Source organism: Mesorhizobium sp. M0698 (genome assembly GCF_040320455.1).
Lineage (GTDB): Bacteria > Pseudomonadota > Alphaproteobacteria > Rhizobiales > Rhizobiaceae > Mesorhizobium.
In genome coordinates this window covers 56,901-80,139 of sequence record NZ_JAMYPQ010000004.1, presented here as the reverse complement: position 1 = coordinate 80,139, position 23,239 = coordinate 56,901, and the positions used below count along the sequence as shown (strand labels likewise).

Sequence of the window (23,239 nt, the reverse complement as noted above, 5' to 3'; positions counted from 1 at the left end):
TGGAATGGGTCAGAATGGCGCTTGTTTGTGCGCCATTCTGACCGGCCGGGCGAAGGCGCCGAGCTCGGCGACCGACACTGTAACCGATCCCAGCCTCCCGGCCGCGGCCGAGAGGCGCTCTCAGGAGGGCGTCATGCGAATTGACAGTCTGCATCCAGTAATATCGGCCCGTCTCATGGTGGTCGATGTCGACGCTCCACTCCGCAGTGCGGCACTCTCACTTTCCAGGCCCGCAATAGGCCTGGTCGTGGTGTGCCACGGCAGTGGGGAGGCGGCAGGCGTGCTGAGCAAGTCCGACCTTGTCCGCCATCTGGCGAATTCAGGGCCAACAGAGGCGCCGATTGCGGCATTGATGAGCCGGTCCATCGTGTCCTGTGGTCCCGATGATGATCTTCATTCAGTCTGGCAGACCATGGCCGCGCAAGGCCTGCAGAATGTGCCGGTGCTCGGGGCTGACTCGAAACCGCTAGGCGTCCTCGATATCCGTGATGCGATGAAGGCGCTTTTCAAACAAGAGGAACTGCAGGAACGGCTGCTTGCCAACTACATCAGCGGGATCGGCTATCAATAGAGCTTGGTCTATCGTTTGGATATACAAAAGTATGTATCGGAGTCTTCTTAGATATAATGGACAATAAATGCCGTAAATTATAGCGTATTGAAGCAAATGAGTGTCGACTGAGCCAAGCGGGGGCATGAAATGTTTCGTCAGGACATAAAAGGAGATGTCTTCGACAGCCCGTCCGATGGTTCTGGAAGTAGTATGTCCGTGCAAATGTCGACGGCCGGCATCGTCCATGACCTGGGCAATCTCATTCAGGTCGCGTCGTCGGCGTTGAACCACCTGGCCCGCGATCCGAGCATCCAAGCGGCTCCGGCGCTTGGGCCTGTAATTGCCGGCGCCAAAACGGCTTTGGAACGGGCTGGGGACCTTGTCCGGCAAACCATCAGCCTGGCCCGAGAGAGCCACGCGGAAATCGAATGCACAAACGTAGGTGCTTGCCTGGCTGAGATCGAAACCCTCGTGCGGAGCGCCTTGGATGCCAATTTCGGTCTTGAGCTTCGGGTTGGGTCCGACCTGCCTTTGGTGAGATGCGACCGCTTTGGATTGCAAAATGCGGTTCTGAATCTTCTGTTCAACGCGCGCGATGCAATGCCTGACGGCGGTTTCATCTCGATCGATGCCGGCTTGGCCTCTGAAAGCTCTACCGCCGGTCAGGTAGATATCCGTGTCGCGGACAACGGTGTCGGGATGACCAGCGAGACGATGGTCTGCGCCTTCGATCCGTTCTTCACCACCAAAAGCGAAGGCCTCGGCGGCGTCGGTTTGCCGATGGTGAAGCGCTTTGTCGAGCAGTCAGGCGGAAGCATCGCCCTTCAGAGCACGCTCGGGGCAGGCACGACCGTCACCCTGCGATTGCCGGCGATGCGATAGCGGCCGACCAATCTCCCTCCGGTGACAGACGTGACATACAATCGAGAGATGGAGATGGATGCACAAGTCGTTGAAAACGTCCAACAGCGCCGTTTCGAGCTGCCGATCGCCGGCGATATGTTTGCGGCGGCCTATTATCGGCTCGAGGGCGGGATGGTCGCGCTGATACACACCGAAGTCCCGTCGGAATTTTCCGGACAAGGGATCGCGTCGCGATTGGCCCAAGGGACCTTCGAACTGCTCCGCAAAACCGGCCGTAAAGCGATCTTGAAATGTCCCTTCATGAGCCGCTTTTTCGCCAAGCACCCGGACTATGCTGATGTCGTCGACGGCTAGTCAGGGCACCAATGTTGAGGGTTTCCCAAGGATATATCCAAATGCCTGACGAGTATGATTTGCAGAGGTTCGTCAGCGCACAGGATCCGGTCTACGACGACGCGCTGGCCATTCTACGTCGAGGGATGATGTGCACTCCCTATATGGAGTTCATCTTCCCAAGGTTGGCCACCAGGCGAAGCGGTACTGCGCCTGAGCCATATGCAATCACATCGCTCGACGAAGCCAGCGCCTATCTCTCATTTCCGATCCTTGGAGGCCGTTATCGGGAATGCGTTGGCACCCTGCAGCGGCTCTCCGGCCTGAGCGCTCGCGCTGTCTTCGGTGAGGTTGATGCGAAGAAGTTGCACGCGTCCCTCACGCTGTTTTCCGAAGCAAGCAACGACGAGTTCCTGCTCGAGACAATCTTCGACGTCTGGTTCGACGGTTTGCTCGATGAGGAAACGATGAACGATCTCTACTTGATGTCGTAGTGGTCTGCCTGCGCCACCCGGCGTAAAGCTGTCGCGGCGCTGAGGTCACCATCCGCTGCCTTATCCCTCACACGCTGCCATCTGGCAGAGGCATGAGCTCGTGCTCTCCCGGCACGCCGGGGAAGCGGCGTTCGCGCCAATCCGCCTTTGCCTGCTCGATCCGTTCGGCTGAAGAGGAGACGAAGTTCCAAAAGATATGACGTGGCTCGGCCAGGGGCTCACCTCCTATCAGCATCAGTCTCGCCGCATGGAAGGCAGGCGCCTGGAGCACAATCTCAGCGCCGGGCGCCAGAGCTACTAATTCGGCCTCATGAAACGTACCGAGCTGGCCGACAATTCCAACCTCACCGGCGAGGATGTAGATCGCACGCTCACGGTGTTCGGGTTTCACCTGGTAGCGCGCACCGCTCGTGAGCACAATTTCGGCATAGACCATGTCGGAGAACGTCCGGTGGCGTGCGCTCGGAATGGACGATGCCCGACCCGGCCGTCATCCAGTTGGCCTCGCCAGGACGGATGGTCTGCACTTTACCCAAATTGTCGCGATGGACGATCTCGCCATCGATCAGGTAGGTCACGGCCGCAACGCCGATATGCGGATGCGGTCCCATATCGAAACCGTGACCTGCGTCGAACATAGCGGGGCCGAAATGGTCGAACAGGATGAAGGGCCCGATCATCAGGCGATTCGAGGACGGCAATACGCGCCTTATCTTCAGTCCGTCCGCAAAATCACGGAGCCGGCTGGATGGGTGTATCGATGCCTGTGATATCGCTTTGGCGGATGGTCATGGATCTCTGTCCTTCTGCATGCCTTATCAGCCAGGTGTTCGAACGCGCTTGAACGGAGCGGCGCGAAAGACTGTCTGAATGGCTTTGAGGAGCGCGAATTTGGAGCCCGCGTGGTGCTGTCCGGCGATGCCGCTTTCATTAAGAGCCGACACCCTCATCGACAGGATCGCGGCAAGATCTTCGGCCATTTCGGGCCTGTCGTGCAGCAGCGGCGCAAAGTTTTTCTGGTCTATCTCGTAAACCGTGATGGGGGTCATTGCCCGCAAACTTGACATCTCGCCAATGCCGGCGAGCAAGCCGGTCTCGCCGAAGAAATCGCCAGGTGCAAGCCGGCCGATCTCCTGCAGTTGATCATCGCCCTCGCCAATTTGCCGGACGATGACTCCCGTCCGTACGATCATGAGCGACGGCAGCATCTCTCCCTGTCGTGCGATGATTTCGCCCTTATGATAGGTGCGAACCGAGGCCGCTTTGGCGAGCGACTCCTGCTCGGTATCCGTTAGCGCCGAGAATACCGGTATGGAATTGATGAGTTCGATCGGGGTGAAGCCTTGGGAGGCCGCCATCTCGTGGCCCGGCCGGTTGGTCATGGCAATCGAGCCCGAAAATGGCTCCGCCAGCAGCATGCCGGTCGACTTTGAATGGCGATAAATGAGATCGAAGATTTCGTTCCGAGCGGCACTTCGCTGGTCGATACTTGCGACGCGAAAAAACAACTCGATCTCGATAGCAGCGGCATCCAGGCTTCTGATGGTGACCGAAGGCGAAGGCTCCTGGAGGATTGAATTGCAGCTCAGCAAGACAGTGCGCATGAGCTCTACGATGATCGCCGGCGTCTTCGTTGGCGCCACCTTGACGGTTACGGCAAGTCCATGGCTCTCGTCCGGACCGCTTAGATTTGTTACCCCGATCTTGGCGAGAAGGCTGTTTGGCAGCGCCACGACATTGTGTGTCGGGGTCAGAAGTTGGGTCGACCGCCAATTGGTCTCGACAACGCGGCCTTCGGTTCCGTCGCCCAGAATGATCCAGTTTCCAAGCACGTAAGGGCGGCCGAGGTTAAGCGCGATCGCCGAAAATACGTCACCAAGCGTATTCTGGAGCGCCAGTCCCAGGATGACGGCAAAGACGCCCGACGTGGCAATGAGCGTTCCGACCGGCACTGCAAAGACAAACGCCAGGATCGACAGGAACATTCCAGCGTAGACGACACCGACCACGACGTCCTGCAGGAGACGTGCCTCGCGCGGCTTTCGCTCGAAGACGAGGTAGATACGGACAAATCCGATTAGCGCCCAGGCAAGGTGAACCCACCAGAGCAGCTTGACCGAGCCGATGAGGATCGCTCCTCCGGTTGTCTCGTTGTCCCCTGCGGTCTCGTATGGCACGACGCGCAGATCGAGAACCATGGCCGACATCGCGAGGAAAAAGCCGAGTTGGACGACCAGCTTCGCATTGGCGAAGCGTCTGGGGATGAGGGACCAAACGACGATCCCGGCGAGGCCGAGCAACACGATGTAGACCAGAGGAGAGTTCCACCAGCTCATGAACGATCCCCGCGATGCCAAGTTCAATGTTTGGTCTCCGGCCCGGCGATCGGGCCTCTGCCGCTGGCCTTGTCTTTTTCGAGAACTGCTTCGGTGATCGAATTCGGCAGCCGTCGCGGCTTTTCGATCAGCCCGAGCACCGGCATGGCGATGATGAAGAGCGCAAAATAGTAAAGCGTCGCCAGTTGGGACATGACGACGTATGCGCCTTCCGCCGGCCGGGAGCCGAGCCAGCCGAGAAAGAGGGCATTGGCAACGAACAGCCAGAAGAGCACCCTGTACCAGGGCCGATAGACCGCCGAGCGCACCTTCGAGGTGTCGAGCCACGGCACCAGGAACAGCACCGCGATCGAGCCGAACATCGCGAGCACGCCGCCGAGCTTGGAATCGATGGGCCCGATATTGAAGGTGATGGCCCGCAGGATCGCGTAAAACGGCAGGAAGTACCATTCCGGGACGATGTGGGCCGGCGTCTTCAGCGGATTGGCGATGCTGCTATTGTCGGGATGGCCGAAGTAGTTCGGCAGGTAGAAAACGAAATAGGCGAAGAAGAACAGGAACACGAGGATGCCGAAGGCATCTTTGACGGTGGCATAGGGCGTGAAGTCCACGACATCAGTTTTCGATTTGACCTCGATGCCGGTCGGATTGTTCTGGCCGACGACGTGAAGCGCCCAGATATGCAAGGTCACCACGCCCGCAAGCACAAATGGCAGCAGGTAATGCAGCGCAAAGAAGCGGTTCAGCGTCGGATTGTCGACCGCGAACCCGCCGAGCAAAAGCTGCTGGAGCCAGTCGCCGATCAGTGGGACGGCGGTGAAGAAGCTGGTGATGACAGTAGCGCCCCAGAACGACATCTGTCCCCAAGGCAGCACGTAGCCCATGAAGGCCGTCGCCATCATCAGCAGGAGGTTGGTGCAACCGAGCACCCACAGCAGCTCACGCGGCGCCTTGTACGAACCATAGTAGAGCCCGCGGCAGATGTGGAGGTAGACGGCAATGAAGAAGAACGACGCGCCGTTGGAATGGAGATAGCGCAGCAGCCAGCCCGAATTCACGTCGCGCATGATCTGCTCGACTGAATTGAAGGCCAGCCCCGTATCAGGAGCGTAATGCATCGCCAGCACGATGCCGGTCAGGATCTGTGAAACCAGCATGATCGTGAGAATGCCGCCGAACGTATAGGCATAGTTCAGGTTGCGCGGCACCGGATAGACAATGAAGCTGTCGTGCACCAGCCGCGGCAGCGGCAGGCGGGCATCGAACCAACGTTCGATTCTGGTTTTGGGCGTATAGGTCGAGTGTTTGTCGCCGCTCATCGAAATGCGCTCGCCTCAGCCGATACGGATCTTGGTGTCGGAAACGAATTGGAACACCGGTACCGCCATGTTCTCGGTGCCGGCCCCTTCCGGATGCGGCCCGCGGTGTCGTATTGCGAACCATGGCAGGGGCAGAACCAGCCGTCGAAATCGCCTTCCTGACCATGCGGGATGCAGCCGAGATGGGTGCAGACCTGGACCATCACCACCCAGGCTTCCTTGCCCGGCATAGTTCGATTGGCGTCGGTTGCCGGCGCATCGGCCGGCAGGTTGGCGTTGCGGGCAATTGGATCCTTGAGCTCGGCGAGACTGACTGCCTCGCCGTCCTTCCTCTCTTTTTCGGCGCGGTTGCGCACGACCACCGGCTTGCCGTGCCAGTCGACGATCAGCGACGTTCCCGGCGTCAGCGAGGAGACGTCGACCTCGATCGCGGCGGGCGCTTCGACGCGCAATGTGTGCTCGGCTGTGGGGGTTTCGGAAAGGTCGGCCATGATGGCGACTCCTATTGTTGGAAGCTGCGTCATCGCGTTGGTGGCAATCGAGCAAAAGCAGGCCACGGCTTTCGCCCTTCCAGTCTGCTCACGTCGCGTGAAATATGCCGGCCGTGGCCGCGTGTGAGCCATCGTGCAAACGGCACGTGCGTCCAATACTTTCGTTTAGGATTTCCTGAGCGAAGGACTGGCCGGGCTGGCGATGCCATCATGGAAGGTTCTGGATTCCTCCAGATAAACGTTGGCCACTGAGCTGGCATACGCCCCGGCATTGCGCACGGCGATCCCGAACTTCAGCCCGACCATACCTCGGCATAGGCACGCCTGGCTGTCGGTGTCGTAGTCGTCGTCTCCGCCAAGTGCGAGTTTCTGGAGCGGTTGTCTCGCGTGGCGCGGGGCAGGTTTTCCGCTCGGCGACGACCAATTGTGGGATTCAATCGGGTTCAGAAAAGGGAAAAGCGGTGAAACTCTACTACAGCCCTCTCGCCTGCAGCCTGGCGGACCACATCGCTCTGGAAGAGGCCGGTGTTTCCTTCGAGCGCGAAAGTGTGAACCTCAAGACCAAACGGACAGGCTCCGGGGATGATTTCACTACCGTCACGCGCAAGGGCTATGTTCCAGCCCTCGTGCTGGATAGCGGCGAAACGCTGACGGAAAATATCGCCGTCCTCGACTGGATTGCGTCGCAATACCCGCCACTGGGAGTGGCGGGGCCGTTGGGCCGTACCCGCCTTCTCGAAGCGCTGACCTACGTCTCAACTGAAATACACCGAAGCTTCAGGCCGATGTGGCACCAAAGCAGCGATGCCGAAAAGGCCAGGGCGAGCGCGACGATTACGAGCCAACTCGAGTTCTTCGCTGACGGGCTCGAGACCGACTATCTGTTCGGCGACAAACCCAGCGTCGCGGATTTTTATCTTTTCGTGATGCTGCTTTGGGCGGCCCGCTTCCACGTCCCTCTTCCCGCGCCTTTGCAAGCCCTTCGCATCCGAATGGCTGCCCGACCGGCCGTGCGCATCGCAATGGATCGCGAGGGCCTCGTCTGAAGCCGAGGGCGACTTCGAGCATAAGATCAGATGCAACATGTCCTCTCGCCCAAACAGAAGATCAGGAGTCATTCTCATGCTGCCGTTCCTGCGGATGCTACATCCAGCCGCTTCCAAGCGCGGGGATGGCCTACGTCTCGAATTTCTGAGGAGGGAAATCGAGGAAACGCTGGACCTTACCGACGTTCAGTCAGAGCTCGCCGCACTGCCCCCTGGCCGAGTGGTTGCAATACTGGATTCGCCGCAGTCACCGTCGAAATAAGCGCAATATTTCCTGTCGGCCGATGCGGCGGCCGGTCTAGTTGTTCCCGCTTGTTGGCCATCATAGAGGCTTCATCATGAATGCGAGTAAGGCTCCCGACACGGTCGATCATCGCCGCCGGCGCATTGTCGGTGCGACAGCAATGACGTTCGCCGCCACCGAACTCGGCTTGAGCGCGCCGGCAGCCACTTGGATGGTCGAGGCGAGGGCGTCCGCGACGCAAGCCAGGCCGGAATCATTCGGCTCGCTCAGACAGGTCAATGCCGAAAAACTGAGCGTCGGATATGCGGAGCTGGGGCCTGCCGAAGGTGCTCCAGTGATCCTGCTTCATGGCTGGCCCTATGACATTCACACCTACACCGACGTCGCTCCTATGCTTGCCGCAAAGGGGTACCGCGTGATTGTGCCCTACCTGCGCGGCTACGGCACTACGCGATTCCTGTCGGACGAGACGATGCGCAATGGCCAGCAGTCGGCGCTCGCCGCGGATGCGATCGCCCTGATGGATGCGCTGGGGATCGAAAAGGCCACGATCGCCGGCTGCGACTGGGGCGCCCGAACGGCCAATGTCGTTGCCGCGCTCTGGCCTGAGCGTTGCAAGGCGATCGTCTCGGTGAGCGGCTATCTCATCGGAAATCAGCGGGTCGGCATGGTGCCGCTGGCACCGGAGGCGGAGCTTCAATGGTGGTATCAGTATTACTTCGCCACGGATCGCGGCCGCGCCGGCTACGAGAAATACACGCGCGATTTCGCCAAACTCATCTGGCAACTCGCTTCGCCGCAGTGGAATTTCGACGATGACATCTTCCAGCGCAGCGCCGCAGCACTGGACAACCCGGATCACGTCAGCATCGTCATTCACAATTACCGCTGGAGGCTCGGCCTGGCACAGGGCGAGCCGGAATATGACGTTCTGGAAAACCGGCTGGCCCAAGCTCCCGTGATCACAGTGCCGACCATTACCCTTGAGGGTGATGCCAATGGTGCACCCCATCCCGACAGCAGTTCCTACGCCAAGAAATTCTCGGGCAGATACACGCACCGGATCATCACCGGCGGTATCGGCCACAACTTGCCTCAAGAAGCCCCGCAAGCCTTTGCCCAGTCTGTCATCGACGTCGGCGAATACTGATCAAAATCCATGACGTGCCCCGACCGTAAGGAATAACACGGGAAGATTCCTGGTTCTCGGCACAGCCTCCCGTCCGCTTAGGCGAGAACAGCTCTCCCGCCGACCCAGACCGACGCGATGTTGGCCCTGGAAGCGGAGTAGACGATCTTCTGAAGGATGCCGTCGCCGTCGTCGAGTTCGTCCCACAGGTGAATTGTGCCTCTGGGCGCGGCGGTGTCGACCAGGATCGCATCGAAATGGTAGCCAGGCGAGAATCGCCCCACAGGCAAGCCGAGTGCCGCGCCACCGCCTGCCGTCGCCAGGTGGAAGGACTCGCGAAAGTCGACGCGTGCTGTTCCGGCCGTGCCGCGCGTCTCGGCCGCTAGCGCCGGGTCGGTGCCGGTTTCCAGCATGCGCGACGACATGACCGTCGCGCGCATCGCATCGAACATCGAGGCGCTCGGTCCCCCGGAAATGTCGGTGCCGAGCCCGACCTTGACACCCTTCTCGAGGGCCGCCCTCAACGGGAACACGGCGCCTGCGAAGTAGGCGTTGGAGACGGCGCAGTGCGCCACGGCCGCCTTGCGCACGCGGATCGTCTCCATGTCGGCAAGCGTAATGAAATTGGCGTGCGCGAGCACGCTGCCGGCGCGCAGCAGGCCAAAGCGATCAAGGCTCGACGTGTCGCTGATCCCGTGGCGCTGCAGCACGTAGCCATGCGCCCAGTCGCTCTCCGAGCAATGCGTCTGCACATGGCAGCCGTATTCCTGCGCAAGCGTGCCGAGCCCTTCGAGGGCGGCGTCGGTACAGGAGGGGATGAAGCGCGGCGTAATGACCGGCTTTACCCGTCCCGTGGCATTGTCCGGATGCCCATGCACGTAGTCGATCAGAGCGCGCGTGCCATCGATGGCCGCGTCCGCCGAGGTATCGCGATAATAGGCCGGGCACTCGTCGGCATTGTCCATCGCCACTTTGCCGACCAGCGCACGTTGCCCGCGTTCGAGGCAAATGTCGACGAGCAGCCTTGTCGCGTCCTGGTGGATGGTTGCGAAGTAGAGCGCTGTGGTCGTGCCGTTAGCGATCAGGTCGTCGACCAGCAGGCCGTAGCTGCGCCGCGCGAAGGCGAGATCGGCGTAGCGCGCCTCCAGGGGAAACGTGTGTTTGTGGAGCCAGACCTCGAGCGGCACGTCCAGAGCCCGGCCGAGCTGCGGATATTGTGGCGCGTGCACGTGAAGATCGACGAAGCCGGGCAGCAGATAACTCTGCGCCGGCAAGGTCGCCAGCGAACCGGTTCGGCGCGCGGCCTCCAGCGCCTCGTCATAGCCGGCATCATGCGGATGCAGCACCGAGGCGATGATGCCTGATTGATCGATTGCGATCAGGGCATGGCGCAACTCTTCCACGAGCCCGCGCTCCGGAGCGTGAAAGCCGCTGGCCAGAAGCGTCTTGCCGCTCAGGTCGCTCACCTGTCCTCCGCCGAAGAACAGCTACGCACTGCCGTCGTGAAGCGCCAGAGCGCGATTGCCTGTCCGTCGATGCCGATGACAATATCGGAAGGGCTGCCGCTCATGCCGCTTGCGCCGTCGTGCCGTAGGTGATGCCCTTCTCCTTCAGCCAGCGGCGATAGGCGATCGACGAGCCGTCGGCCCGCGTCGGGATTTCCGCGCGCGGCTCAAGCGGCAAAAGAAGTGGCCGCTGGTTCTCCAGGATGATGCGGTCCTGCAGGAAGATGAGCTGCTGGAACTGCACCAGTTCGGTCGTGGTCGATACGTCGTCGATCAGGAACATGACGGGGTGCGCGCGGCAGCGGTCCGGATCGAGGGGCTGCACGAACAGACAGATCACGTCCCACCGGGTAGCCGAGTTGGGGCAGGTCTTGTAGAGCATCACCGCGAAAGGATTGGCGACCCGGTACATGTATTGGGTCATGATGCCACCGGTCGCCGAGAGTGCCGCCTGCGGCTGGAAGAATTCGCAGTTGGTCGCCCACACCTCATCCACGTCGCGGCGGATTTCGGTTGTGTAATGCCGCACTTCCGTGTGCGGCTCGGCGCCCAATATGTCGGTATGGACGAAGGGGAAATGCGCCATGTCGAGGAAATTCTCGACGATGCGAAGGCCGGACGCCTTTACCGCGATCGCTCCGCAAACGACAGGCCGGCGGTCGTCCTCATAGGCCTCCGGGATCGACAGCACATCGCCGGCCGGCATGCCGAGCGTGATCCATAGATAGCCGTAGCGTTCCCTGGCCGGGACTTGGCTGCCGTCGCCGGCACGCGACACATTGACCGCGCCTGCCGTATCGCGGGCTACCAACAGATCGATGCCCAGAAGCCGGTTCGCCATCGTGCCGACCGGAATCTCGTTCAGCGCGTCAATGCAATACCATTGATCGAGGGCCGCCTGCTCCGCAGCTCGCTTAATGGTCATTGTTGCGTCCTTCCTGTGCTATCTCACTGCCGATAGATGCGGTCCATCACAGCCCGGTGGTCGGCCATCGCCGCCTCGACATCGAAAGAGGCGAAGTCGCCTCTCGCGATAATCTGCCGGCCGTTGATGTAGGAATAGTCGACCTTGAAGGGTCCGCAAAGCACCAGCGCGGCGAGCGGGTCGCGCTCGGTCCCGGAAAGGCCGAGTTGGCTGCGTTTGACCGCGATGAAGTCGGCGCACATGCCGGGCGCGAGATGGCCGATGTCATTGCGACCGAGCAGGGCAGCGCCGCCGCGCGTCGCCATTTCGAGGGCCTCGCGCGCGGACAGCGCCGTCGGCGTGCCGCCGAAACCGCCGCGGCCGCCGGGCTTTTCGGAGAGGTAGTGGTGCGGCGCGACACGCTGAAGCATCAGCGCCAGCCGCGCTTCCATGAACAGGTTCGACGTGTCGTTCGAGGCCGAGCCGTCGACGCCAAGGCCGACCTTCACGCCCTTGTCGAGCATCTCGCGGATCTTCGCGATGCCCTGGCCGCAGCGCATGTTAGCCGACGGGCAATGGGCGACCCCGGTGCCGGTTTCGGCGAAGCGGTCGATCTCGTCGCTGGTCATGAAAATCGAGTGGGCGAACCAGACGTCGTCACCGAGCCAGCCGACGGATTCGGCGAACTCGACCGGCCGCTTGCCATAGATTTCGAGGCAGTACTTCTCCTCGAAAAGCTCTTCGGCAAGGTGCGAATGCAGGTTCACGCCCTTGTGGCTGCGCGCCAGCGATGCCGCATCGCGCATCAACTCCGGAGTCACCGAGAACGGCGAGCAAGGAGCCAGGATGATTCGGCTCATCGAATGTCGCGACGCGTCGTGATAGCTGCCGATCAGCCGTTCGGCATCCTTCAGGATATCCTCTTCCTTTTCGACGCAGCGATCCGGCGGCAAGCCGCCCTGGCTTTCGCCGCGCGACATGGCTCCACGCGCAGCGTGGAAACGCAGACCGATATCGCGGGCCGCACCGATCGTCGCGTCGAGCGTGCAATTGTTGGGCAAGATGTAGAGGTGATCGGAGCTGGTCGTGCAGCCCGAATGGATGAGCTCGGCCATCGCTACGCGCGCCGAGACGCCTATCGCATCGTCGTCGAGCTCGGCCCAGATCGGATAGAGCGTCTTCAGCCAGACAAGCAGCTCGTCGTCCTGAGCCATCACACGGGTGAGGTTCTGGTACATATGATGATGCGTGTTGACCATGCCCGGCATGACGACATGGCCCGATAGGTCGAGCACCTCGTCGGCACTGGAGGCACTGAGTTCCGCGGTGGTACCGACCGCTTCGATGACGTTGTCGTCGATCAACAAGGCGCCGTCGGAAATCTCGCGGCGCGTACCATCGAAGGTGGCGAGCAGATCGATGTTCTTGACAAGCAGGCGGGGCATGATGGTCTCAACGCATGTCGCGGAAATAGGGTTCGCCGAGAGCAGCCGGCGCGGCCATTACCCGGCGCATGCGCTGCCAGGCAAGCACCGGCACGATGATCAGGGCGATGGTGCCGAGATAGGGCAGCATCGACAGGATCGGCGCCGCGATCGGCCAGTTGCGTGCTTGGCCGACGAAGCCGAGAGAGGTGATGAGACCGAACAGCAGAGCGGCCAGCACGGCGTTGAGGGGCCGGTAGCCTGCGAAGATGACGAGAGAGACGGCAATCCAGCCGCGGCCGGCCACGACGCCTTCCGACCAGGAGGGAACGAAGGCAAGCGTGAGGTAAGCGCCGGCGCCGGCCGCCAGCGCCGAGCCCGCGGCGACATACCAGAAGCGGATGCTTTGCACCGAAATGCCGGCGGCGTCGGCTGCCGCGGGGTTTTCGCCCACCGCGCGCATGTTCAGCCCGTGGCGCGTGCGGAACATGATGTAGTGCAGCACAACCGGCAGAACGATGTAGATCAGGTAGACAAGGATGTTCTGCGTGAAGATCGCGCGACCGAGCAGCGGGATGTCGCTAAGATAGGGAATAGCGATCGGCGCGAAGGTCGCCGGCGCCGGCATGCCGGAATAGGCACGACCGATCGTTGCGGCCATGCCGGTGCCCATCAGCGTCAGCGCCAGGCCGCACAACACCTGGTTCGCTTTGACGACGACGGTGCCAAGAGCGAAGACGCAGCCAACGAGGAAACCGACGGCAAGCGCAAGGACGAAGCCGAGCATAGGGTGCGGCGTGGCGACGACGACCGCGATGCCAGTGATTGCACCGAGCGCCATAAGCCCTTCGACGCCGAGATTGACGACGCCGGCGCGCTCGGAGAGCGTCTCGCCCAGCGCCGCCAGCGCCAGCACGCCGCCGGCGAGAATGGAGGTCTGGATCAGTCCGGCGATCATGTCCATGGGTGTTTCCTCAGCTCGCGGCCGGTTCGGTCCGCGTGATGCGGTAGTGAGCGAGTTCGTTGCCGATCGCGGTGAAGAACAGGATCAGTCCGGTGATGGCGAGCACGGCCGAGACGGTGATGCCTTGCGTCTGCAGGATGATGCCCGAATTCAGGATGACGCCCATCAAAGCCGCGCCTGCGAGCACGCCAAGTGAGGAACCGCGCGCCAGCACCGCGACCATGATGCCGAGATAGCCGAAATTGTTGGAGATGCCGCCCTGCAGGCGATGCACCGTGCCAGCTACTTCCAGCATACCGGCGATGCCGGCGATCGCTCCCGACATTAGCAGGACGACGATCAGGCGGCGGCGGAACGGCATGCCCGCATAAAGCGCCGCGCTTGGATTCGACCCAGCGATCCTTACCTCGTAGCCCCAGCGCGTGTAGTTGAGCAGTCCTGCGATGACAAAGGTGAGCAGGATCGCCAGCGGGAAACCGTAGTGCACGATACCCCAGAATTCAGGCACGTCATGCGGCAGACGTGCGGTGGTCGCGAGCGCATGGCCGCTCGGGTCGAGCCATGGGCCGGTGGCGACGTAATAGACCATCAGCGTCGCCACGAAATTCAGAAGCAGGGTGGTGATGAGTTCGCTGACATCGGCGTAGGCGCGCGCCAGCGTCGGCACCAGTATCCAGAGCAGCCCGCCGAGCGCGCCAGCGGTGAACATAACAGGCAGGATCAGCCAGGTCGGGCCGGGAATGAACAGCGCGACCGCCGTGGCGCTGAAGGCGCCGGCATAGAATTGGCCCTCCGCGCCGATGTTCCAGGCGCCGATTCTCAGCGCTACCCAGACCGACAGGCCGGTCAGGATCAGGGGAGTGACCAGAAGTCCGACGTCTTCCAGCCCGAAGCTCGAGCCAAAAGTCGAGCTGAGCACCTCCCAGGCGAGTTCGACGGGAGCATTGCCGCGAGCGGCCAGAACCAGGCCGGCGACCCCCAGCGCCAGCACGATCGCCAGGGCACGTGCCGCAAAGGCAACGGAGGGCTGCGCGGATGGAACGCGCTGAAGCTTGATCGCCAAGGTCAGTGCTTCCCGGCAGCGGCCTGGGCGCCAGCACTGGACCGCATCTGCCCGCCCATCATCAGGCCGATTTCCTCGATGTCGGTGGAGGCAGTCTCCACCGCGCCCATGATCCTGCCATGGAACATCACGGCGATGCGATCCGACAGGTTGAACAGCTCTTCCAGCTCCTCGGAAATGAAGAGCACACCGACGCCGGCATCGCGCAATTCGACGAGGTAGTGCATCATCGTGTTGATCGCACCGACATCGAGGCCACGGCTCGGATAGGCGGCGATCAGAACCTTGCTTGCGATGCGCATCTCGCGGCGTGCGACGAGGCGCTGCTGGTTGCCGCCGGAAAGGTTGCGCATGGGCATGCCGAAATCGGGCACCGCAACGGATGCCGCTTCGGCGATCGTGCGCGCGAGAGCTGCCGCAAGGCGCGGTCGGAACGCGAAGCCCTTTGAAACAGGCGCCGACGCATATTCGCGGATTATGGCGTTGTCGGTGATTGAAAGCGCCGGCGCCAGGCCGCTGTGCAGCCGGTCTTCGGGAATGTGGCCGACGCCGAACTTCGCGTAATCGACCGCGCCGGCGGTCGTGACGTCCTTTCCGCCGAGCAGTATCTGGCCCGAGTGGATCGGCCGCAAGCCGGTGACGACCTGGGTCAACTCCTTCTGGCCGTTGCCGGCCACACCGGCGATGCCGAGAATCTCGCCGGCATGGATGTCGAGCGAAACCTCGTCGAGAAGGATGCCGCCCACGTCGTCACGCGCGACGACGGACTTGAGGCTGAGCACCGGCTCGGCGGAGATGCCGGCCGCGCCTGGCTGCCTGGCACGCAGATTGCTGAGCACGATCTCACGGCCAACCATCAGGCGCGCCAACATCTTCTCGCCGCAGTCCGCGGTATTTTCGGTGGCCACCTTGCGGCCGCCGCGCAGCACGGTGATGCGGTCTGATATTTCCAGGACCTCGTCGAGCTTGTGGCTGATGAAGATCACCGCATTGCCCCGGGACACGAACTGCTTGAGCGCCTTGAAGAGCTCGCGCGCTTCCGCCGGAGTAAGCACTGCTGTCGGCTCGTCGAGGATCAGAACACGGGCATTGCGCGCGAGCACGCGTAGGATTTCCACGCGCTGCTGCTCGCCGGTCGAAAGATCGGCGACGCGCGCGGATGGCCGTACCGCGAGGTTCAGCTTGTCGGCCAGTGCGGCAGTCCGCGCCTCGAGCACCGACGAGCCAATACGCTTGGGCGTTTCGGACCAGCCGAGATGAATATTCTCGGCGACCGTGAAGGCGGTCACCAGCTTGAAATGCTGGTGGACCATGCCAATACCGGCGGAGATCGCATCGACTGGAGATGCGAAACGCTTGGCATAGCCGTCGACGACGATCTCACCGGCATCCGGCTGATAGATGCCGGTGAGGATGTTCATCAAGGTCGATTTGCCGGCACCATTCTCGCCGAGCAAGGCGTGGATCTCCCCCGGCATCACGTCCAGGTCGACATCCTGGTTGGCAACGACGCCGGGGAAATATTTGCTGATGCCCTTGAGCAGCACGAGCGGCGGCGCGCCGGAGCCAGGCTCGTAACGCCCCGGGGAGGTGGACGGCACCTCCATGCCGCCGTAGCGGTGCTCGCTCGAAGCATGATGAACTGGAACAAAATCATTCATCCCGCTTAGCTCTTTGCCTTCTGCCGCATAGTCTATCCGAAAACTCTGCAATCTTTCGGGATCACGCTTGGAGGCCGCTGACGCCTTCGATCGACCAATCCCAGTTGTAGAGTTCCTCTTCGGTCATGCGATGGCCGGCAGCCACCTTGACGTTGCCCTTGGTGTCCTTGATCTCGCCCTCGAACGGGCTCCAGCCGCCGAGAATCTTGTCGCGCACGGCATCGGCCTGCTTTGCGACCTCGGTGGGCACCGTCTCGCCCCAGGCATCGCGGTCGATACCGCCGCCCATCGGCAGGATGGTCTGCGAGGGCGTCCACTTGCCTTCGAGGCGCAGGCGCACCTGGTCGACATAGAATTTCTTGAAGTCGATGGCGATCGAGGAGACGTAGGCCTTCGGCCCGTAGCGGCGGATGTCGGTATTCCACATGACGGCCTTCGCGCCGCGCTGCTCGGCCACCTGCAGATAGCCTGCTTCGTCCATGATGCCGAACAGAAGGTCGGCGCCGTTGTCGATGAGTGCGGTGCCGGCCTGGGTGGCAGCCTGCGGATCGAACCACGAGTTGATGACGATGGTCTGCACCGTGGCGTTGGGATTGACCGAACGGGCGCCCATCAGGAAGGCGTTGGTGCCGGAAAAGACCGACGGAACAGGGAAGGAGGCGACGTAGCCGAGCTTGCCGCTCTTGCTCATCAGGCCCGCGGCGACACCGGTGACGTAGGTCGGGTACCAATGGGCGAGATAGTAGGTCGAGAGATTTTCGAGCGGGTTGCGGCCATCGCATTCATAGAAGGCGACGTCCGGCGAACGCTTGGCCACGTCGTAGAGGAAGTCGCCATAGTTGGAGGTGGCAAACACCATGTTGGCACCTTCCGAGACGAACTGGCGGAAGGTGCGGGTCGCGTCGGCCGAATAGGGGATGCTTTCGACGAACAGCGTCTTCAGCTTCGGGAACGCTTCCTGCACGGCCTTCATCCCCTGGTCGTGGCTCCAGGTCCAGCCTTCATCGGTCACCGGACCGGTGTGGCCGAAGGCGATGACCGCGTTTTCCTCGGCGACGGCGGCGAGCGGCGTCTGTGCATGGGCGGGCGTGATAAGGCCGGATTTCGGCAGGAGCAGCGAGGCGCCGGCTGCGGCGCCCATGTTGAGGAAGCCTCGGCGGGAGAGATTGCGCAGGTCGATCATGCGTCGGTCCTTTGTTCCGTGTTGTGTTCAGTTCGGGAGAGACAGTTCGGTTTCCATGAGGCGGTCGATTTCTGCCGACCAGTCGGCCAGCCATGCCTGCTTGATGTCGTCGTCGAGCCATGCGGCGGACAGGCCAGCCAGCGCGATCCGCTTCAGTGCCGGCGGCCCGAGCGCGAAATTCTCCGCGATCAGCGCGTATTCGCGGTCGAGCGTCGTGGCGAACATGGGCGGATCGTCGGAGTGGATCGTCACGGTAAGCCCGGCCTCGATCATGCGGCGGATCGCGTGGTCGGGCGCGGAAAGGTCGCGCCAGACAGTGGTGGCCAGCGTCGTGCTCGGACAGCAGGTGAAGACGATGCCCATCTCCCTGCACTGCTCCATCAGCGCCGGGTCGTCGACGACATGGTAGCCGTGGTCGACCCGTCTCAGGCCGAGAATGTCGATGGTGTCGCGGACATAGTCCGCCGGGCCATCCTCGCCCGCATGGTTGGTGACATTGAGCCCGGCAGCCCGCGCTCGCTCGACGATGCGCGCAAACATCGGCGGTGGGTTCGGGCGTTCGTCGTAATCGAAGCCGATGCCGATCACCTCAGCCGGGCGCTCGGCCAGAACCATGTCCAGGAAGCGCTCGCCACCTGCCGCGCCGAGCGGCTTCGCATGCGCCGGTATCAGCTTTGCTATAAGCCCATAGCGCTCCTTCGCGCAGTGAAAGCCATCGAGGATGCCTTCGAGCATCGTCGAATAGGCCACGCCATGAGCCAGATGCGCATGCGGGCTGAAGAACAGTTCGACGTAGCGCGCACCGGCCTTCGCGCAGCGCTCCAGTGCCTCGAAGGTGATGCGAGAGAAATCGTCCGCAGTCCTGATCGAGGCGCAAACCAGATCGTAAATCTTCAGGAAATCCAGCAGGTTGCCGTAGCTGTAGAGCTCCGATGTCGGTCTGCCGTCCGGCAGCGACACCGCGTTCAGCGCCGCCAGCTCGGCGAATGTCTCTGTGGAGACGGCACCCTCGAGGTGCAAGTGCAACTCGACCTTGGGTATAAGCTGAATGAAACTTGACAACGACATCGACGCTCACCCGCCCGGACCGGCAATCCCAAGCCGCACCTGGTTTTCTTGGGCGACGGACGGCTGCCGAGTTGTTCGATAATCGCGGCTTTTTCCAACTGTCCGATCACCTGATACGCAACAGATGTCAGGGAAACGGGGCTTGCACAAGCCAAAAAATGATGCCTAACTAGACACATTCTAAAACTGCTTAAAAAATGTGCAGGCCGGGAGAAATATAGGCATGAAGCACCTACCGGAAGCGCAGAACCTTGCGCCTCCGCCTCAAACAACGCGCCTGCGCTTCGTCGGCCAACTGGTGTCGTCGAGCTTTAGCGAGTTCGCCGACAGGCGTGCCGCTCGGCTCAATCTCGATCTGCTGGTGCACGAAGCCGCGGACGATTTTTTTGTCGTCCAGGTTTCAGGCCAGCCCGATCTCATCGATGCCTTCGAGATGGCATGTAGCCTGGGACCAATCGACTGTCTGGTGATGGACTGCGAACGGGCCGAAATTCGGGGATATTCCAGAGAGGAAGACGCAGGATGACGATACAGGCTGGATGGCACCCAGTGGCGCTGTCGGGATCGATCGAGCCGGGCAGTTCGGCCGGGATCCGCCTTGGCGGAAACGAACTGGTGGTGTGGCGCGACAACAGCGGCGCAGCGCATGTGTGGGAGGATCGCTGCCCGCATCGCGGCATGAAGCTGAGCTTCGGTTTTGTCCGCGGCGACCATATCGCCTGCCTTTATCACGGCTGGCAGTACGACACGGCCGGCCAGTGCCGATACATTCCGGCCCACCCCGATCTCAGGGTGCCGGCGTCCATTACCGTGTCGGTCTACAGCACGGCCGAGGCGGCTGGCATGATCTGGACGACGCTGGACCCGGCAGCAGCATTGCCTGAACTGCCTGCCTTGTCAGAGGAGGTGGTGCCGGTCCGCAGCCTGTATCTCGACTGTTCCGCCGGGATGGTGATCGATGTCGTGCAGGCCATGCCGCCCGCATCTTCCTCCGGCGGATCCGGCCTCGCTGATCTGAAGGCGCTGAGCGGGACGCTGTTCAGCCTGACGGTCGGCGAAGAGACGCTGCTTCTTGGCCTGCAAGAGCTGACCGGCAAACGATCGGCCCTGCATGTCGCGATTGACGGACCGGCGGCAAAATATGCCGGCAAGGGGCAGAAGCATTTCTTCGCTTGGACGAGCGAGCTGCGTCATCATCTCGAGACCGGGCGTACCGGCTCGACCTCGACGACGCGGGCTGCATGATGGCGAGGATCACGCTCTACAACTACGAGCTGGACGAAAACTGCTACAAGGTGCGGCTGGCGCTTTCCATGCTCGGCCTGGAATGGCAGACCGTTGCAGTCGATGCATTTCCGGGGGCGGAGCAGAAGACGCCGCCATTCCTGGCCATGAACCCGGCGGGCAGCCTGCCCATTCTCCGCGACGACGAGGTGACGATGTTCGGCGCCGAGTCCATCGTTGTCCATCTGGCGCGCAGCCACGATTCAACGGGTGCATGGCTGCCGGCGGATGGTTCGGATTTCGCCAAGGTGATGCAGTGGCTTTTCTTCGCGGCCGGCGATCTCGGCGTTGCCAGCGCCGCGCGCCGCCATGCCATGTTCGGCGCCGGCGACGAGGCTGCGCTGCGGGCCGGTGCCGCGCACGCACTCCGCGCCATGGACGACCATATGACCGCGCGGGGTTTCGAGAAAAAAGAATGGTTCGCTGCGGACCGCCCGACCATCGCCGACATCGCGCTTTTTCCGGCTTTTGCGCTGAGCCGCGATTTCGGCGTCGACCATGACGAGTATCCGGCGCTGCGCCGCTGGGCGCGTCGCTTCCGCGCGCTTCCCGGCTTCATGACCATGCCGGGCATCCCCGATTACCATTGACGCCAACATTCGAGAACGAGGCTAGCAACAGAATGACCTCTCTCACGCGCTTTTCCGTCCAGCCGCTCTCGTCCATGACCCGGCGACTGGCCGGTGTCGCTTCCGGGCGAGCCGATCCCGATCTGGTCATTGCCGGCGCACGCGTGTTGTCGACCTATTCGGAGCGCATTCTTCCAGGCCGCGAGATCTGGCTGTCGGGAGGACGGATCGCCGCTGTGAAACCGGCCGGCACCTACAAGGGCGGCAGCGCCAGGATATATGACGCCAGGGGCGGCATCGTGGCCCCCGGCCTGGTCGATCCGCACATCCACATCGAATCCTCGATGGTGACGGCCTGCGCCTATGCCGAGGCGGCGCTGCTCAACGGCACCACGACCCTCTTCTGCGACAGCCATGAGATCGGCAACGTCATGGACGTTGCAGGCGTCGAGGCGATGCTGGAGGACGCGCGCCTGGCGCCATTGTCCATTTTCCTGACCGTGCCGAGCACCGTCCCGGCGACATCGCCGTTGCTGGAAACGGCCGGTGGCGACCTGACAGCCGAGAAGATCGGCGCATTGTTCGACAAATGGCCGGAAGCCGTGGCGCTCGGCGAGAAGATGGATTTCGTGCCAGTGGCTCTGGGCGATGAACGCAGCCATGCCATCCTCGCTGCGGCGCTGAGACGCGGCCGCCCGGTGTCGGGACACGTCTATGGACGCGAATTCGTGTCGGCCTATGCGGCCTCCGGCGTCACCGATACCCATGAGGCGATCGACCGCGAGATCGCCGACGACATGCTCGAAGCCGGCATCTGGCTGTTCCTGCGTGGCGGCCCGCCGACGACACCGTGGCACAGCCTGCCCGCAGCGATCAAGACGATTACGGAACTCGGAGCCTCGCACAAGCGCATCGCGGTCTGCACCGACGACCGCGATGCTGACGACCTGATGCTCTTCGGTCTGGACTGGGTGACGCGCGAGGCGATGAAGGCCGGCATGACGCCGGAGCAGGCCTGGTCGATGGGCTCGCTGCATGGCGCGACTCGCTTCGGCATGGAAGGCGAAATCGGAGGCCTCGGTGGTGGGCGCCGTGCCGACCTGGTGCTGCTCGACGACGGCTTCGATCCCGTCAGCACGTGGTATGGTGGCGAGCTCGTCGTCGATGACGGCAAGATCACGCCGCTGCTCGACCAGGCCCTCTCGACCCGCTACCGCTATCCGGACGCGGCCTACCATACGGTGAAGCTGCCGAAGCAGATCAAGCTGACGCCGGACCTGCCCGTCGGCAAGGTGGTGGCGCACACGATCCGCACTGAGCTGCCGGGGATCACGCTCGGCCACCAGAAGGTCGCGCTCGATCCGGCCAATGACTGGCAGAGCCATTTCGACCGCCACGGCCTGTGCTTCGTCACCGTTGTCGAGCGCCATGGCAAGTCGGACGGCAATGTCGCCTACGGGCTGCTCAGCAATTTCACGCTCAAGCGCGGCGCCGTCGCGTCGTCCGTCGGCCATGACAGCCACAACATCATTATCGCCGGCGTCAGCGAGGCCGACATGCAGGTGGCGCTGCGGGCGATCGAGGAAACGCAAGGCGGCGTCTGTGTCGTCGTCAACGGCAAAGTGACCGCAATGGTCGAACTGCCGATCGCCGGCCTTTTGTCCGACAAGCGCGTCACCGAGGTCGCGGAGGAGGTGAAGGTCCTCAAGCGGGAATGGGAGGCGGCCGGCTGCTCCATCCCCTATATGGGCTTCAACCTCATCCCGCTCTCGGTCATCCCCGAAATCCGCATCACCGACAAGGGTCTCGTGCTGGTGCCGGAAATGGAGATCGTCCCCGCCTTCGAGGCCGCCTGAGTGGATCCGTTCCGACTTGGCCTGGTCTCACCGCGCATACACTATTTCCAAATGGTCGCGCGGCTGGGCTCGGTGCGCCAGACCGCGCAGGCGCTCAACGTGGCGCCATCCTCTATCAGCCGCGTCATCAAGAGCCTGGAGGACGAACTGGGCACACCGCTCTTCGAACGCGTGCGCCAGCGACTGAAACTGACCAGCGCAGGCGAGCTTCTGCTCTACCACGCGCGTCAGAGCATCACCGAGTTGGCCCGCGCCTCGTCCGAGATCAACGATCTCAGTGGCCTCAACCGCGGCTCGTTGTCCGTGGCAGTCGTGGAGAGCGCGGCGCGCGGGCTGGTGCCGAACGCGCTGAAGGAATTCTGGAAGCGCCATCCGCGGATATCGGTCGATGTGCATGTCGCCGGGTCGCAGCGCGCCTGCGATGCGGTTGCCGACGGCGAATGCGATCTGGCGCTTGCTTTCGACGTGCGCGTGCCGCGCAACGTGCGCAAGATCGCGAGCACGCCTCTGCCGCTGGGCGTCGTCGCTCATCCGGACAGCCGCCTTGCCGGCCGCAAGGAAGTGAAGCTGTTCGATCTTGCCGGCGAACAGGTCATCGTCTCGGACAACAGCCTTGCTTTGGGCATTTCGATCGACGATGCGATCGGGCGCTCCATGATCGACATCACGCGACGGTCGCGGACCAACTCGATCGGACTGATGACCGAGATGGTGCGCCTCAACCTCGGCGTGGTGCTTCGCACCAAGCTCGGCATCGAACCGGAAGTGGCTGACGGATCGCTCGTCTTCGTACCGTTGCGCGATTCTCGCATGAACCCGCACCGACTGATGCTGCTCGCCCGACTTGAACGCGAAATGTCGGATGCGGCCTCCGCATTCGCGGCGCTGCTGGCCCGCATGGTCGAGGCGTTGCATGGCTAGTTGTTGCATTTTGCGCATCGATAAAGAG

The 23,239-nt window shown here is 62.3% G+C and carries 23 protein-coding genes and 1 pseudogene; 11 read left to right on the top strand and 13 right to left on the bottom strand.

Features of this window, described 5'->3' with window-relative positions:
- Nucleotides 1-4: 4 nt before the first annotated feature.
- The 4 genes from NKI16_RS10760 (at nt 5) to NKI16_RS10745 (ending at nt 2,244) form a co-directional block, all read left to right on the top strand.
- Entirely contained in the window at nt 5-571 is a 567-nt protein-coding gene (locus NKI16_RS10760; protein ID WP_352922722.1) for a CBS domain-containing protein, read from the top strand.
- A gap of 192 nt (nt 572-763) precedes the next feature.
- On the top strand, nt 764-1,435 hold the full coding sequence (locus tag NKI16_RS10755; protein ID WP_352839462.1) for a sensor histidine kinase: 672 nt from the start codon (nt 764-766) through the stop codon (nt 1,433-1,435).
- Nucleotides 1,436-1,483: 48 nt separating this feature from the next.
- Nucleotides 1,484-1,771 carry a GNAT family N-acetyltransferase gene (locus NKI16_RS10750; RefSeq protein ID WP_352724096.1) on the top strand — a complete coding sequence of 96 codons (288 nt, stop codon included), beginning with the start codon at nt 1,484-1,486 and terminating at the stop codon, nt 1,769-1,771.
- Nucleotides 1,772-1,812: 41 nt separating this feature from the next.
- Complete coding sequence (locus NKI16_RS10745; protein ID WP_352678255.1) at nt 1,813-2,244, top strand: DUF1810 domain-containing protein; 432 nt, start codon at nt 1,813-1,815, stop codon at nt 2,242-2,244.
- 67 nt (nt 2,245-2,311) lie between these two features.
- Here the strand turns inward: NKI16_RS10745 and NKI16_RS10740 are convergent, their stop codons facing one another.
- The 5 genes and pseudogenes from NKI16_RS10740 to petA all read right to left on the bottom strand — a co-directional run bounded on the left by NKI16_RS10740 (nt 2,312) and on the right by petA (nt 6,390).
- The gene (locus tag NKI16_RS10740) at nt 2,312-2,680 is read right to left on the bottom strand and encodes a pirin-like C-terminal cupin domain-containing protein (RefSeq protein WP_352678258.1); all 369 of its coding nucleotides are present in this window, start codon (nt 2,678-2,680) and stop codon (nt 2,312-2,314) included.
- Nucleotides 2,616-2,924, bottom strand: coding sequence for a pirin family protein (locus tag NKI16_RS10735; protein ID WP_352678261.1), 309 nt, complete (start codon nt 2,922-2,924; stop codon nt 2,616-2,618). The genes NKI16_RS10740 and NKI16_RS10735 overlap by 65 nt, the downstream gene beginning before the upstream one ends.
- A 138-nt stretch (nt 2,925-3,062) precedes the next feature.
- On the bottom strand, nt 3,063-4,580 hold the full coding sequence (locus tag NKI16_RS10730) for a mechanosensitive ion channel family protein (RefSeq protein WP_352839455.1): 1,518 nt from the start codon (nt 4,578-4,580) through the stop codon (nt 3,063-3,065).
- Between the two features lie 23 nt (nt 4,581-4,603).
- On the bottom strand, nt 4,604-5,899 hold the full coding sequence (locus NKI16_RS10725) for a cytochrome b (protein ID WP_352922720.1): 1,296 nt from the start codon (nt 5,897-5,899) through the stop codon (nt 4,604-4,606).
- 15 nt (nt 5,900-5,914) lie between these two features.
- Nucleotides 5,915-6,390 (bottom strand): annotated as a pseudogene (petA, locus tag NKI16_RS10720) (ubiquinol-cytochrome c reductase iron-sulfur subunit).
- 461 nt (nt 6,391-6,851) lie between these two features.
- On the opposite strand from petA, the gene NKI16_RS10715 reads away from it, so the two are divergent.
- Together NKI16_RS10715 and NKI16_RS10710 are read left to right on the top strand one after the other, a co-directional pair.
- Entirely contained in the window at nt 6,852-7,436 is a 585-nt protein-coding gene (locus NKI16_RS10715; RefSeq protein ID WP_352839449.1) for a glutathione S-transferase C-terminal domain-containing protein, read from the top strand.
- Between the two features lie 338 nt (nt 7,437-7,774).
- Nucleotides 7,775-8,830, top strand: a complete 1,056-nt coding sequence (locus tag NKI16_RS10710; RefSeq protein ID WP_352783533.1) for an alpha/beta fold hydrolase — start codon at nt 7,775-7,777, stop codon at nt 8,828-8,830.
- A gap of 77 nt (nt 8,831-8,907) precedes the next feature.
- On the opposite strand, the gene guaD is transcribed toward NKI16_RS10710, so the two are convergent.
- The 8 genes from guaD to add all read right to left on the bottom strand — a co-directional run bounded on the left by guaD (nt 8,908) and on the right by add (nt 18,581).
- Nucleotides 8,908-10,275, bottom strand: coding sequence for a guanine deaminase (gene guaD / locus NKI16_RS10705; RefSeq protein WP_352839445.1), 1,368 nt, complete (start codon nt 10,273-10,275; stop codon nt 8,908-8,910).
- Between the two features lie 100 nt (nt 10,276-10,375).
- Nucleotides 10,376-11,239: an aromatic ring-hydroxylating dioxygenase subunit alpha gene (locus tag NKI16_RS10700; protein ID WP_352839442.1), complete on the bottom strand. Its 864-nt coding sequence runs from the start codon at nt 11,237-11,239 to the stop codon at nt 10,376-10,378.
- Nucleotides 11,240-11,262: 23 nt separating this feature from the next.
- Nucleotides 11,263-12,663 carry an 8-oxoguanine deaminase gene (locus tag NKI16_RS10695; protein WP_352839439.1) on the bottom strand — a complete coding sequence of 467 codons (1,401 nt, stop codon included), beginning with the start codon at nt 12,661-12,663 and terminating at the stop codon, nt 11,263-11,265.
- 7 nt (nt 12,664-12,670) lie between these two features.
- Nucleotides 12,671-13,606, bottom strand: a complete 936-nt coding sequence (locus NKI16_RS10690; protein WP_023674225.1) for an ABC transporter permease — start codon at nt 13,604-13,606, stop codon at nt 12,671-12,673.
- 10 nt (nt 13,607-13,616) lie between these two features.
- Complete coding sequence (locus NKI16_RS10685) at nt 13,617-14,669, bottom strand: ABC transporter permease (protein WP_502897577.1); 1,053 nt, start codon at nt 14,667-14,669, stop codon at nt 13,617-13,619.
- Between the two features lie 2 nt (nt 14,670-14,671).
- Nucleotides 14,672-16,276, bottom strand: a complete 1,605-nt coding sequence (locus NKI16_RS10680; RefSeq protein WP_352839754.1) for an ABC transporter ATP-binding protein — start codon at nt 16,274-16,276, stop codon at nt 14,672-14,674.
- Nucleotides 16,277-16,391: 115 nt separating this feature from the next.
- Nucleotides 16,392-17,513, bottom strand: coding sequence for a BMP family ABC transporter substrate-binding protein (locus NKI16_RS10675; protein WP_352449822.1), 1,122 nt, complete (start codon nt 17,511-17,513; stop codon nt 16,392-16,394).
- A 27-nt stretch (nt 17,514-17,540) separates the two neighbouring features.
- Entirely contained in the window at nt 17,541-18,581 is a 1,041-nt protein-coding gene (gene add, locus NKI16_RS10670; RefSeq protein ID WP_352839436.1) for an adenosine deaminase, read from the bottom strand.
- A 223-nt stretch (nt 18,582-18,804) separates the two neighbouring features.
- Between add and NKI16_RS10665 the strand changes: the two genes are divergently transcribed.
- Genes NKI16_RS10665 through NKI16_RS10645 form a run of 5 tightly spaced genes read left to right on the top strand, consistent with a single transcriptional unit; the run spans nt 18,805 to nt 23,211 of the window.
- The gene (locus tag NKI16_RS10665) at nt 18,805-19,107 is read left to right on the top strand and encodes a hypothetical protein (protein WP_023674230.1); all 303 of its coding nucleotides are present in this window, start codon (nt 18,805-18,807) and stop codon (nt 19,105-19,107) included.
- A complete protein-coding gene (locus NKI16_RS10660) occupies nt 19,104-19,826 on the top strand; it encodes a Rieske 2Fe-2S domain-containing protein (protein ID WP_352839434.1) in 723 nt (240 codons plus the stop codon). Before NKI16_RS10665 ends, NKI16_RS10660 begins: the two co-directional genes overlap by 4 nt.
- Complete coding sequence (locus NKI16_RS10655; RefSeq protein ID WP_352839431.1) at nt 19,823-20,455, top strand: glutathione S-transferase family protein; 633 nt, start codon at nt 19,823-19,825, stop codon at nt 20,453-20,455. Before NKI16_RS10660 ends, NKI16_RS10655 begins: the two co-directional genes overlap by 4 nt.
- A 32-nt stretch (nt 20,456-20,487) precedes the next feature.
- Nucleotides 20,488-22,290, top strand: coding sequence for an adenine deaminase (locus NKI16_RS10650; RefSeq protein ID WP_352839429.1), 1,803 nt, complete (start codon nt 20,488-20,490; stop codon nt 22,288-22,290).
- On the top strand, nt 22,291-23,211 hold the full coding sequence (locus NKI16_RS10645; RefSeq protein ID WP_352839426.1) for a LysR family transcriptional regulator: 921 nt from the start codon (nt 22,291-22,293) through the stop codon (nt 23,209-23,211).
- The last annotated feature ends 28 nt before the right edge of the window (nt 23,212-23,239 follow it).